Raw genomic sequence first — 13691 nt, 5'->3', positions numbered from 1 at the left:
TGTATATTTTACGCCAACATAAATCCTTTCTTAACTATTCAGTCTCATGTCTACACCGAAATCCAAGCAAACCACTCAACCTGCAGCCATTAGAGGGAAACAAATTCAGGGTTTAATCCGTCAGATGAAGCAGAAAATTAAGAAAATTGAACGAGAAGGAGAGGTGATTCCTCGTGAAGTTCATATCATCCGTTATCAAGTCAATAGAAATCAGAAACTTTACTATTATTATAAATTACAATCTGCTTCACCGATTTTTCCTATGGCTACTGATAGTCAGAAAAAACTAAATATAAATATTTAGGCAAAGCGGGTAGTGAAGCTCATATTGATGCAGTTGAAAAAATGAGTCGAAGGAATCTTATTGATGAGTTGGAGAGAGTTGTTCATTCCCTTCAAGAAAGTTATTTAGATATTTGTTTTGGTGGAGAAATTGAACCAGACCCATCCTATGATCTTCGGGATGATAAATAATGTCAAAAACAAAGATAATTCCAGTATGAATTCGGTCTTTAAACCTTAATTTTGGTAGTTAGTGTAACTATTACGCTAACTACTTTTTTTTGTCCAAAGTCCAATAAATAGGGCTTGCTGATTAAATCTCAAAGCATTGATTGATATTGGTTGTAGCATTTTTTGCTCTAAAAAAGTGTCAGCTTTTCAGTGGAAAAAGCTCATGCATGCTAGTATTTTGGGAGGATTATGGCAGACAAATCAAAGGACAATTTTCCCGACTACCTCCTCTATAATTCCCATTTCTCCTGTCTCCTGTCTTCCTCCCCTCCTGGGAGGGGCGAGGGGTGGGTTGGGAGGGGAGGGGCGAGGGGTGGGTTGTCTCCTGTCTCCTACCCTCACCCATAAGACTTTTGAGCGCAAACCCTAAATATAGCTGCCTTCTGCCTTATTAAACAGATTTGATATCAAAACCCTTCTAGGGATGTTCCCTATTCTCTGTTCCGTAATTGAAAAAATTATCCCTACTCAAACTAATCTTAAGAGTAGGGATAAATATTAGTTCCAATACCTGGAAATATAGCACTGGCATCTAGAAGTTAAATAAATTAAGCAGTTTTGAAAGCTGAGAGATTTTCAGAGAAAGTAAAAAGCCAACAACTAATTGACATTACCGAATAATTAAGGTAAAAATCCTCTCACTCGCCGTAGAGAAACAAGAAAAAATTTTCCTTTTATTCAATGCTCTTCCTTTTAGGGAAAGGTAATTATCAATTATCCATTATCCATTATTGAAATTGCTTTCTTTTACGCTTGAGCAAAGAAAATGCTCCAAAAACAGTAGCAAATAATCCTATTGTTGTAGTGGGTTCTGGTGTGGAAACAAGCGCCACATTATCAACTAAAAGTCCAGAAAACCCAGTAAATTCTTCTGCATCCGCAACACCAAACCCAAGAGTATAAGTTCCAGTCTCACGAATCTCATAATAAAAACTTTGATATCCTGTTTCGTTAAAGAAGTAAGTATCAGAAGGAACAAAATCAGAGGAAGTATCAGCTAATAAATCTAAATAGGTATCTGCACCAGAAAGAGAGACAAAAGAAAAGTCATTGAACATTTCTTCACCGAAATCTTCGGCTGCCAATTCATCTGTCAAAAAATTAAAATCAAATGAGACCATATCTCCAGCATTTGCTGTAAAAGTTTGCTTGATAGCAGAACCTTCAAAAGGGAAACGACCTGATAAATTTTCTAAACTTCCTGCTGTTAATCCTAAAAATTCTTCTATTTCATAGTCACTTACAGCAATTAGATCGTTATAAATTAAGGCATCAGATTCACCGTCTGACGTTGGCGTACCAAGATCAGTTGGTGAACCCGCAGCTCCTATGATACTCCAACCACTTAAACCTTCTTCAAAACTACCATTCTGAATATCATCTGTAGCTTCAGGTTCCTCCATCACAAAATCACCTACAAATTGACCGCCAAGTTTTTCTATGGCATCGCGGTATTTTGAGACTCCAGTATAATCAAATATATTACCAAATTCAGAGGTAGGAAATAATCCACCAGTAAGAACCCCAACAATTAATAACTCGTCGTTTTTTTCTACTAGAAGAGGACCACCACTATCGCCAACAGCGCCACTCCCCTCATTTTCTAGAGGAACGGGACTACTACCGAGACTAACCAGAGTGTTAGTAGATGAATTGTCATCATCAAAGTCAAGTTCAATAATATTTGAGTCAAAGAGGACACTAAGGTCTGGATCGAAAACACCATCAACAACATCAATGGTATTTTCAGCACCCCAACGCAACCCATTCTGATCAAATTCAGATTCTATGAGTTCCTCATCAACACCCTCGCTACCTAAACCCCTTAAACCAAAACCAACTAGAGTTGCATTACTTCCAATAAGTTCATCGGGGTCTCCACCAAATAATTTTAAAGGATCAATTGATTCTGGAGCATCTTCAGCAAGTTTAAGAAAAGCAATATCTGTACCATCATATAGATTGAAAGTTTCATCCAAGAATGAAATTTCACTCACTGCAATATCTTCCAAGAAAGCGTTGTTTTCATCCCGAAATCTAACAGTCAAATCTTCAGGAGAAACTTCTCCAGATAGAGGATCAAAACAATGTTGGGCTGTGAGTATATAATTTTCTGCAATCAGCGAACCAGTACACTTACTAACAAAACCATCTTCATCTTCATCGAAAAATAAAATGTCAGTGACAGCAGTCAAAGGAGAACCTATCTCTATAGCAGTTTGCTCTGTTGCTGTATCATTTATTACTATGCTTCGTACTGATGTTTGAATACTCTGACTAGCCACTAAACCTAGTACACAACTAAGCCCTATTTTGCTAATTTTTTTCGCTTTAAAAGATTTGAGTATGGAATGGTTGGATCTTGCTTTTAGTTTGTCATTTTTTGATAGATAAAGATGCATTGCCTAATTCCTCTGAATGATGAATGACATGGGGATGAGACTAATTTTGTCTGACCCCTTGATTTTTCCTTACAGTATAGCAATTTTAATAGAAGCCAGGTAATGAATTTTATATTATTGTTAAAATGTATAAAAAACTGAAGATTATAATTTTAATAAAATTGAGAATATACAGAGGAGAAAAGAATCAAAATTCTTCATAAAAACTTTATATAAGCTTCATAAAAACTTTATATAAGTTTATAGGGCTTTTCAGTTAAGTGAAGCAAATGATTTCTGCTCTATGCCCTCTGAAATATACTTCTCAGGTCTCTTTCCTTTATCTAAATTAAAATTGCTATAACTGGTCTGGGTAATTTTAACACCAAGCTTGACTATATATAGCACCCTCTGTGTATCTACGGAAGACTAGGGTATTTTATATGATGCTGAAATGTGCCTGTTAATATTGGTAATTAATATAAAATCCGGTTAAATGGTTATAGATCGGTTAAGTTAGGAGGAGTTAGGTAGGGGAGCCGTCGGATTAGCGAAGTACAGGAGGAGAGAGAATCACAAAGATTTAGTAGTTATGACAATTAGAGATTTTTTTGATGTCCAATTAAAAGGATTTGATACAATCAAGCAGAAAAAAATCATACTTTTGGCTGAGAAAAATTTTTGAATAGTTAGTCAGTAGTCAGTAATTAGTAGTCAGTAGTCATCGAAACTGAGAATGGGGTCGATGGGCATTTTCATGCCACCAACCCCATTGACATTCTCTGTAAAGGTAGGTTCAATAATTAATAATTAATAATTAATAATTAATAATTAGGACTTGCTGAATAAATCTCAAAGCATTTACAGGTAAAGGTTTTAGACTTTTTAGGTCTAGAAATTGTACCTGGTTTTCAGCTCTTCATGCTTATGCATGGAGCATATTTTGGGCGAGAGTTGGGCAAAAAAATTCTGGTTGTGCAGAGCGTAAAGTGTGGGATAAGTAAGGTTTGCAAAAGTGCGAATCTAATCTAAAAACACTGATATATAAAAGTTGAGCGCATTTTGGTCGCGAAAAAAGTGCAAATATTTAATATTATGTCCGCTTGAATAGTTATAAATAACGAGAGAGGAGTCAGGAGTCAGGAGTCAGGAGTCAGGAGTCAGGAGTCAGGAGTAGGGGCGCCATTCGGAGCTATGCGCAAGCAAACGGCCGTTTGCTGACCCATAGCTGACGAATGACGCCCCTACAGATGGTGTATAATTTGATATTTTGCGTAAGTCCTGATAATCTTTTTTTTCTGTTTTTTACATCTAGTTAGTCAAACAAAAGTAACGTATTATACTGTTTTATCCATAAATTATCGGTTGTAAAGTTGAGTAAGTTTTAGTAAGCGATCGCTCAATTCTGGACTCAAAAGCTCTGAAGCAGTGTAACGCCAACGCCAGTTGCCAGGAGTAACACTAGGGTCATTCATACGAGCCCCGTTATCTAAGGAAAGAATATCTTGGAGAGGGAATATTGCCATGTCAGCAACGGAAGCAGAAGCTAAACGCATTAGCGACCAACTGATTTCATGGATATCACCATCACTAGCATAACCCAAATATTGAGCAACGTGCTGTTTTACTTGCTGAGGAGCTTGTAACCACCAACCGACGGTAGTATCGTTATCGTGAGTACCCGTGTAGACTATGCAGTTATTAATATAACTATGAGGTAAGTAGGGATGATCTGCCTCACTGTCAAAAGCAAACAATAATATTCGCATTCCCGGAAATTCAAAGCGATCGCGCATTGCTTCTACTTCTGGAGTAATAATTCCCAAGTCTTCTGCCAAGATAGGTAGAGTTCCTAGAGCTTCCTGTAATTTGGAAAATAATTTATATCCAGGTGCTTTTACCCATTCGCCATTAATAGCATTATCTTCCCCTGCAGGTACTCGCCAGAAAGCTTCAAAACCACGGAAATGATCGATGCGCACGATATCTACATATTGTAGAGTTGCTCTAAATCTTTCGATCCACCAAGCAAAGTTAGTATTAATTAAGTTTTCCCAATTATAGACAGGATTTCCCCATAACTGCCCAGTTGCACTAAAATAGTCTGGTGGTACTCCTGCTTTCCATGCAGGTTCTAAAGTTTCTGGGTTGAGGTCAAAGTTTTCTGGGTGACTCCAAACCTCTGCACTATGATGACAAACATAAATCGAAACGTCGCCAATAATTTTGATATTTTTTCCGTTACAATATCTGCGGACTTTTGTCCATTGTTCAAAAAACTGAAATTGCAAGAATTTATGATATTGGATACTATCGTGCAATATTTCAGTTGCTATTTTTACTGCACCTGATTCTCGACGGGCTAAACCTGGTTCCCATTGATTCCATGTTTTATCTGGGTTAGCCTCATGCAAAGCCATAAATAAAGCATAGTCATCCAACCAATATGATTGTTGTTGGGAAAAAATTTCGTATTCTGGTGGAATGGCTTGTTTAAAGCGGTTGTAAGCTTGCTGTAAATATTTAGTTTTGTGGGGAATAACTTCTGCAAAGTTGACTCTGGCGTATGCTGGGTCTCCTTCTGAAGGTAGAGGTATAAGTTCATCAGGATTTAATAGTCCTTTCTCTGCTAATATATCTAGACTAATTAACAAAGGATTTCCTGCAAAGGCGCTGAAATTCATGGTATAGGGTGAATGTTCATAACCTGTTGGGCCTAGAGGTAATACTTGCCAGATTTTTTGCCCACTTCTGGCCAGAAAATCAATAAACTCATAAGCTGATTTGCCTAGATCCCCGATGCCGAATCTACTGGGTAAACTGGTAGGGTGTAGTATGATGCCACTTGCACGTTCAAAAGTCATAGTATTTATAATTTATAAGTCAAAAAGTCAAAAGTCAAAAGTCAAAAGTTAGATAAATTAATAGTTTCTACACTATAATTTCTGTGACTTTCTGCTTTGTAAGATATTACTAGATACGAAATTTCAAATTACCATATTTATAAGTCAAAAGTCAAAAGTCAAAAGTTAGATAAATTAATAGTTTCTACACTATAATTTCTGTGACTTTCTGCTTTGTAAGATATTACTAGATACGAAATTTCAAATTACCATATTTATAAGTCAAAAGTCAAAAGTCAAAAGTTAGATAAATTAATAGTTTCTACACTATAATTTCTGTGACTTTCTGCTTTGTAAGATATTACTAGATACGAAATTTCAAATTACCATATTTATAAGTCAAAAGTCAAAAGTCAAAAGTTAGATAAATTAATAGTTTCTACACTATAATTTCTGTGACTTTCTGCTTTGTAAGATATTACTAGATACGAAATTTCAAATTACCATATTTATAAGTCAAAAGTCAAAAGTCAAAAGTTAGATAAATTAATAGTTTCTACACTATAATTTCTGTGACTTTCTGCTTTGTAAGATATTACCGAAAAATTATGGTCTAAAGCCTCCTCTTTTAAGGGGATAAAATAAAGAGAATAATTCAGATTTCAATTCACTTTGCTTTCCTAGGTTATGCTGCGCAAACAGCTAGGGGTACTGATAACTGATACCTGTTAGGGTAGCTCCGACCATAGGAGGCTAACTGATAACTGAAGTGACCAGATACGAAATTTCAAATTACCATCTATGGGGCTAAATTTATAGATTTTATAATTAGTTTAGAATCCTCAAAGGGTTATTAATTATTTCAACTATTCAAGATATGACTTCTAATTTTCACAGAGGTACATTATACTCCCAGATTTTTTGTTGCCTAAAATTTTCAACTTTATACTTCATTCAATTAAGAAATAGAATATTTATATTTAGAGTATTTTAAATTAACTTTTTAAAAATAATAATTATTTTTATCGAAAATTAACCTATTTTTAACCAGGTTTTAACTACTTAATTTATCTAACTTTTGACTGTTAACTTTTAATTAGTAAAAGTGCTAGGATATCAAATAAAAATTATTAGGAATATAGTCCATGAATTTGAAGTTATATTTTATCCGACATGGAGAAACTACATACAGTAAAACTGGCGGTTACTGTGGAATTTTAGACCCAGAATTGACTCCAGAAGGGTTAGAAATGGCAGAACAATTTGCTAAAACTCATAGCTCATTAAATTGGACTGCCGCCTATGTTAGCCCGATGAAAAGAACAATTGCTACTGCAAAACCTTTGTGTGATGCAGTAGGATTAGAAATGCAAATACGGGATGGTTTGAAAGAAATTGCTTACGGAAAATGGGAAGGAGAAACTCCTGAAACAGTTAATCGCGACTATCATGATGAATATGTTCGTTGGTTAACAGATCCTGGTTGGAATTCACCTACTGGTGGAGAAAAAGGTATAGATATTGCTCGTCGCTCTTCTCAGGTAATTCAAGAAATTCAAGATAAATATGAAACTGGTAATGTATTAGTTGTATCTCATAAAGCAACTATTAGAATTATGCTTTGTGATTTATTAGGAATTGATATTGGCAGGTATCGCGATCGCATTGCGATGTTGGTTGGTGGAGTCAGTATTATAGAAATGGGTCATCATGGTCCACTGCTACATTGTTTATCAGACCGTTGTTATCTGGACGAAAAATTACGGTCTTTACAAGGTACTTAAAATAATTAATAATTAATAATTAATAATTAATAATTAGGTGGTTCTTTATATGTAGTGATATCTTGATATAAGCCATCAATTTCTGACCAAAAAATCAGGTCTCAAGCCTCCCTTTTCAAGGGGATAAAATAAAATAAAATTCAATATTTCAATCCCGATGCTTTCCTGCGGAATGCTGCGCAAACAGGCAGAGGTACTGAAGGGCGCAGTTTCTCCGGAGGAGGCTAACTGATAACTGAAATGACATTAATCTCTGAAATATTGCACTTATGTCTACTTGAAAATTAAAAATTTATTTGGTAGGCGAGCGCTTCACCATAATTTTATTAGTACATATACAGGACTATCTCTTTCCAGGAAAAATATAGATAAACTAATTAACTTTTATGAGGGAATATCATTACCGAATTATTAATAATTAATAATTAAATAATTCTGCGTCTTAAAGCCTCCCTTTTAAGGGGAAAAAGCGGTCGTTTGCGGAGCAGTCCGTAGGATGGGATGGCGAGGGGACCTCGCCATATCCAATCGACCAAGACAGCGGTCGTAGCGGAGCTTCCCGTAGGGTGGGATGGCGATATTCGGAGCGGCTCTGTCACTCTTCGGGTCTCCTCGCTATATCCCATCGACCAAGAGAAGAAATAATATTTACTTATATTCAATTCCGTAACGGTTAAAACCAGAGGTAATTATCAATTATCAATTATCAATTATCAATTAATGAATTGTATACTATTACCAAAAAGTATAATTGAACTAGCTATCAGCTATTAGCGCTTCCCTACGGGATGCTACGCAAACAGCTATCAGCCTAAAAATTTGTGCATATAATTAGATATTTGTTTGCGGATCAGTCCGTCAGGAAAAGCTTGGGTTGCTCATCCCTTTTCTGTTCCGGAATGCTCCGCTTTCCGCGCAAAGCTGACCGCTGAACTGCTGCACTGCTGAAAGCTTTTTAAACAATAGAAATAATTATTAACTATGAAAATTTTAGTTTTAAACGCAGGTTCTAGTTCTCAAAAAGTTGCTTGTATGAAATTGCTGGGGAAAACTTACCAGAAAATCCACCAAAACCAATTTGGGAAGCAGCAATTGACTGGACTGCTAATGATAATTATGGTCTGATGGAAATAGCAGCAAATGGAGTGGAAAAGAAGGTAAAACTTAACCCAGGAAAACGCCTAGAAAGCATTGCTAAAATGTTAGAAACTCTTAGTCAAGGAGAAACTAAAGTTATAGAAAAACTTTCCGATATAGATGTAGTTGGTCATCGAGTAGTTCATGGCGGTTCAGATTATTCAGAAGCAACATTAATTACAGATAAAGTCAAGGCAACAATCAAAAATCTTATCCCTTTAGCACCTACTCATAATCCGAATCATTTAGAAGGAATTGAAGCTATTGAAAAAACATTAGGAAATGTGATTCAAATAGCAGTATTTGATACAGCATTTCATAGCAAAATGCCAAAAAGAGCTGCTGTTTATCCCATTCCTTATGAATGGTTTGAAAAAGGAATTAGACGCTATGGATTTCATGGAACAAGTCATAAATATTGTGCTCAAAAAACAGCAAAAATATTAGGAAAACCACTAGAATCTTTGCGGATAATTACTTGTCATTTAGGTAATGGAGCTTCTTTAGCAGCAGTTCGTAATGGAATTAGTATTAATACTACTATGGGATTTACTCCATTAGAAGGATTAATGATGGGAACTCGTAGTGGCTCAATTGACCCAGCAATTCTCATTTATTTGATGCGAGAACATGGTCTTGATGCGGAAAAACTCAATAGAATTCTCAACAAAGAATCAGGGTTAAAAGGAATATCTGGAAAATCTGGAGATATGCGTTATATCACTACAGCTATGCAAGAAGGAGATGAACGTGCCCAATTAGCATTCGATATTTATATTCATCAACTTTGTTGTTGTATTGGAAAAATGCTCCCTTCTCTTGGTGGTATAGACGTTTTAGTATTTACTGCTGGAATAGGAGAACGTTCAGCAATTGTCAGAGAAAAAACTTGTGAAAATTTTGAATTTTTAGGATTAAAAATAGACCAGGAAAAAAATATTAAACCAGGGATGGATACCGAGATTTCTACTTCAGATTCAAAAGTACAAGTATTGGTAGTACATACAGAAGAAGATTGGGCGATCGCTTGTGAATGTTGGCAGAAAATGAATCAAGCTTAGGTCATTTCAGTTATCAGTTAGCCTCCTCCGGAGGAACTGCGTTAACAGTTATCAGTTAGCCTCCTCCGGAGGAACTGCGTTATCAGTACCTCTAACTGTTTGCGCAGCGTTAACGGAGTTGTGCGCCAGCAAAACAACCGCTTTTTATCCTCTTGAAAGAGGAAACTTCAAGAATGCGCGAATGCGCGAATGCGCGAATTACCTCTCCTTTAAAACGGAATTGATTGACTAATCATGAAATTTTTTCTTCTCTTGGTCTCATGGATATGGCGAGGAAACCCGCTCTTATCAGAGCCGCTCCGCGGTCCGCCATCCCACCCTACGGGAAGCTCCGCTACGACCGCTTTTATCCCCTTAAAAGGGGAGGCTTCATACCACAATTTTTCGGTAACTACCCAAATTTTTAGGTGAGACTTGGACTAAAAATTTGATAAATAGTTAATTTATTTTTGATTAATTTGTCATAGTAATAATACAATTTCACAAAAGAAAGTAAAAAATTATAAAGTACATCAATACAGTAAAATTACTGTTATGGACAATGAAGACCTCAATCAACTAAATATTCAGCCAATGGCAGAAAGTCCTTTAGATCATTTAGGAGAAGAACCCCCAAAACCAGATCCAGAGGAAATGTTGCCATTGCTAACTTCTTTAGAACCCTCCCAAAGGATGATTGCAGCGCGAGCTTTCTGTGAACTCCAGGAAAAACGGGCTATTATTCCATTAATTAAATTATTAGAAGATGATTGTCCATTAATACGAGTGAGTGCTGCTTATGCTTTGGGCCGTAATCCTAGCCCAGATGCAGTAGAACCTCTAATTACACAATTGAATAGGGACTTCAATGGCTATGTCCGTAAAGGAGTGGTTTGGGCCTTGGGAAATTGCCGCGATCGCCGTGCTTTGGAGCCTTTAGTTGATGTCCTCAGAACGGATATTTCTGCAGTACGTCTGTGGGCAGCAAGTTCCCTTGGTCAGATGGCCAAAGTAAGTTATGAAGTGGTAGTAGGGTCAATACCACCATTAATTGAAGGTTTGCGACGAGACTCAATGCCAGCAGTTAGAAGTAATTGTGCATGGGCCATTGGTCAATTATGTCGAGAATTACCTTCTAATGTGGTTTATGCAGGTGGCATTGATGCCTTAATTGAAGCGTTAGAAGAGGATCGAGATATGGGAGTGCGGGAAGATGCTAAATCATCTTTGTTACGAGTAGGAGACCCTAGGGGTCTACAAGTTATTGAAGATTTGGCAATGGAGGGGTTATAAATTAGAATTTAGAATTTTTGAGAATTTAGAATTAGATTCTATTTATTCTAAATTCTGATAATTTTGCCATAGCCATATTAGGTTTTAATATATTCAGAATTCAGAATTCTAAATTCAGAATTCTAAATTCTAAATTCTAAATTCTAAATTCTAATAATGTCAAACCATAAAGTTTCTTATCAATGTCTCACTCCCCAAAGTTTCCTAGAACGTAGTGTCGCAGCATTTCATCAGAAAGATGCCATAGTTTACCGTCAGCAACGGTGGACTTATGCTGAATTTGCAACTAGAGTTAATCAACTAGCAAATGCCCTAAAAACTGGGGGTTACAAAAAGGCGATCGCGTAGCTTTCCTTTGCCCGAATATTCCACCAATGTTAGAAGCACATTTTGGCGTTCCCCTAGCAGGAGGAGTTTTAGTCGCTATCAATATTCGATTAGCTGCTAAAGATATTTGCTACATCCTGAATAACTGTGGAGCGCGTCTACTGTTTGTAGATACAGAATTATCTCACCTAGTAGCATCAGTGCGGGATGATTTGGAAACTGTAGAAGAAATTATCAATATAGTAGACAGTCAAATAGAGATAACAGGAGAAAAATTACCAGGAACAGATTATGAAACCTTTTTAACTACAGGCAGTTCAGACCCTCTACCATCCTCACTAACAGACGAAAACGAACCAATTTCGATCAACTATACCAGTGGCACCAGCGGTCAACCAAAGGGAGTAGTATATACCCACCGTGGATCTTATCTCAATGCTTTGGGTGAAGCATTAGAACTAGGAATGAATAATCGCAGCATTTATTTGTGGACGTTACCCATGTTTCACTGCAATGGTTGGTGTTTTACCTGGGGAGTTGTTGCTGTGGGTGGTACTCATATCTGTATGCGGAAATTTTTCCCCAATACTGTAGTTTCGTTAATTATGGATGAGGGAGTCACTCACTTCTGTGGTTCTCCTACAATATTAATTGCTCTTGCTAACGACCGCGCCATCAAAAAATTACAACTTTCTCATACTCTTCGAGTTGCTACTGCTGGAGCGCCACCTTCCCCCACTATTATTCAAACAATGGAAGAGTTGGGAGTTGATATTACTCATGTTTATGGTTTAACAGAAACTTACGGGCCCCATAGTGTTTGTGAATGGCAAGCACCTTGGGATGATTTACCAATGGCAGAAAGGGCAAAATTGAAAGCTCGACAAGGAGTGCCTTATATTCATGCTGCTCAGATGCGGGTTGTAGATAAAGATATGCAGGATGTACCCGCAGATGGAGAAACTATGGGAGAAGTTGTGATGCGTGGCAATAATGTCATGCAGGGATATTTTAATGATCCAGATGCGACTGAGTGGGCGTTTCGCGGTGGTTGGTTTCACAGTGGAGATTTAGCAGTGATGTATCCTGATGGTTATATTGAGTTACGCGATCGCGCTAAGGATATTATTATTAGTAGTGGCACGAATATTTCGACTATTGAGGTGGAGAGGGTTATTTATAAACATCCGGCAGTTTTAGAAGTTGCGGTGATAGCTATTCCAGATGCGAAACGAGGTGAGGTGCCGAAAGCTTTTGTGACTCTCAAGTCTGATTTTAGTGTAACTGTGCAGGAAATTATTGATTTTTGTCGTCAGCATTTAGCGGTTTTTAAGATTCCGAAAGCGGTTGAATTTATAGAGTTGCCAAAAACTGCTACGGGTAAGGTGCAGAAATATTTGTTGCGGGAAAAAGAGTGGGTCGGTTATGAAAAAAGGATTCACTAGAATTTAGAATTTAGAATTTAGAATTTAGAATTTAGAATTTAGAATTTAGAATTTAGAATTTAGAATTTAGAATTTAGAATAAATATAACCTATATATGGATATGGTAAAAAAAATATACAAGATAGAAGTTTAAATTTTAGCATCAGAATAGTAAAGCTTTGCAAGTTTTTGAGAGAAAATGGTGGGACAGGCTATGATTTGAGTAAACAATTAATACGCTCTGGCACAAGCATAGGCGCGAATATTGAGGAAGCACAAAACGCAGAAAGTAAAGCCGATTTTATCCATAAAATGAATATTTCTCTCAAAGAAGCTAGAGAGACCAATTACTGGTTAAAAATATTAATTGCAACAGAAAAAGAACTAGAACAAAGATTACTTCCTTTATTAAATGAATCTAATGAATTAATTTCTATTCTTCATGCAATTATTAAAAATACCAAAGCTCAAAATTAAAAGAATGCATAATTTTGATATTACCCCGACGCGAAATGCCCTGCATTCTCAAAAATACCAAAGCTCAAAATTAATTCTAAATTCTAAATTCGCGCATTCTAAATTCTAAATTCCTCCTTAGTTGATTTGATTTTTTATTACCGGAGATGTCTATGATGAATTCTAAATTCGCGCATTCTAAATTCTAAATTCTAAATTCCTCAATGGATTGATATTCTATGAAGTTTAAGTCATTCGTATCAATAACTTGAGTATTTTCGAGAATAGCTATCGTTTCACCATTGAAAACAATATTTGTTATATTTTCCCCAATATTGGGAATCCAAATCTATGTTCTTCAACACTAAAGCCAACTAAAGCTAAAGTATCCTCATTCTCAAAGTCAGTTATGGTATTAACTCCTTCAAAAGCAGTTAAGACAAAGCGATCGCCACCTTCACCACCACTGATAGTATTATTACCCTGACCACC

General features: G+C 36.4%; 9 protein-coding genes and 1 pseudogene. 8 read left to right on the top strand and 2 right to left on the bottom strand.

Going from position 1 to position 13691, the window contains the following annotated elements; genetic code table 11:
- Positions 1-46 precede the first annotated feature (46 nt).
- Both SAGCYANO_RS16220 and SAGCYANO_RS47615 read left to right on the top strand, forming a co-directional pair.
- Positions 47-304, top strand: coding sequence for a hypothetical protein (locus SAGCYANO_RS16220; RefSeq protein WP_202218497.1), 258 nt, complete (start codon positions 47-49; stop codon positions 302-304).
- Positions 305-345: 41 nt separating this feature from the next.
- Positions 346-474, top strand: a complete 129-nt coding sequence (locus SAGCYANO_RS47615) for a hypothetical protein (protein ID WP_255502437.1) — start codon at positions 346-348, stop codon at positions 472-474.
- 767 nt (positions 475-1241) lie between these two features.
- Here SAGCYANO_RS47615 and SAGCYANO_RS16215 read toward each other — a convergent pair.
- A complete protein-coding gene (locus tag SAGCYANO_RS16215) occupies positions 1242-2798 on the bottom strand; it encodes a trypsin-like serine protease (protein WP_202221034.1) in 1557 nt (518 codons plus the stop codon).
- Between the two features lie 1454 nt (positions 2799-4252).
- Complete coding sequence (gene malQ, locus SAGCYANO_RS16210; protein ID WP_202221033.1) at positions 4253-5758, bottom strand: 4-alpha-glucanotransferase; 1506 nt, start codon at positions 5756-5758, stop codon at positions 4253-4255.
- Between the two features lie 1124 nt (positions 5759-6882).
- Between malQ and SAGCYANO_RS16205 the strand changes: the two genes are divergently transcribed.
- The 6 genes and pseudogenes from SAGCYANO_RS16205 (at position 6883) to SAGCYANO_RS16180 (ending at position 13220) form a co-directional block, all read left to right on the top strand.
- Positions 6883-7521, top strand: coding sequence for a histidine phosphatase family protein (locus SAGCYANO_RS16205; RefSeq protein ID WP_202221032.1), 639 nt, complete (start codon positions 6883-6885; stop codon positions 7519-7521).
- Between the two features lie 1028 nt (positions 7522-8549).
- On the top strand, positions 8550-9719 hold the full coding sequence (locus SAGCYANO_RS16200) for an acetate kinase (RefSeq protein WP_375339949.1): 1170 nt from the start codon (positions 8550-8552) through the stop codon (positions 9717-9719).
- A gap of 534 nt (positions 9720-10253) precedes the next feature.
- A complete protein-coding gene (locus SAGCYANO_RS16195; RefSeq protein WP_202221031.1) occupies positions 10254-10991 on the top strand; it encodes a HEAT repeat domain-containing protein in 738 nt (245 codons plus the stop codon).
- Positions 10992-11147: 156 nt separating this feature from the next.
- Positions 11148-12271: pseudogene (locus tag SAGCYANO_RS50395) on the top strand (AMP-binding protein); the annotation flags it as partial.
- The gene (locus tag SAGCYANO_RS50390; protein ID WP_375339951.1) at positions 12254-12763 is read left to right on the top strand and encodes a hypothetical protein; all 510 of its coding nucleotides are present in this window, start codon (positions 12254-12256) and stop codon (positions 12761-12763) included. The pseudogene SAGCYANO_RS50395 and the gene SAGCYANO_RS50390, both read left to right, overlap by 18 nt.
- A 91-nt stretch (positions 12764-12854) precedes the next feature.
- Positions 12855-13220, top strand: a complete 366-nt coding sequence (locus SAGCYANO_RS16180; RefSeq protein WP_202221069.1) for a four helix bundle protein — start codon at positions 12855-12857, stop codon at positions 13218-13220.
- The last annotated feature ends 471 nt before the right edge of the window (positions 13221-13691 follow it).

The organism is Okeania sp. KiyG1 (assembly GCF_014132355.1).
Classification (GTDB): domain Bacteria; phylum Cyanobacteriota; class Cyanobacteriia; order Cyanobacteriales; family Microcoleaceae; genus Okeania.
Note: the sequence above shows the minus strand (reverse complement) of the source record. Positions and strands in the feature narration are given on the sequence as shown.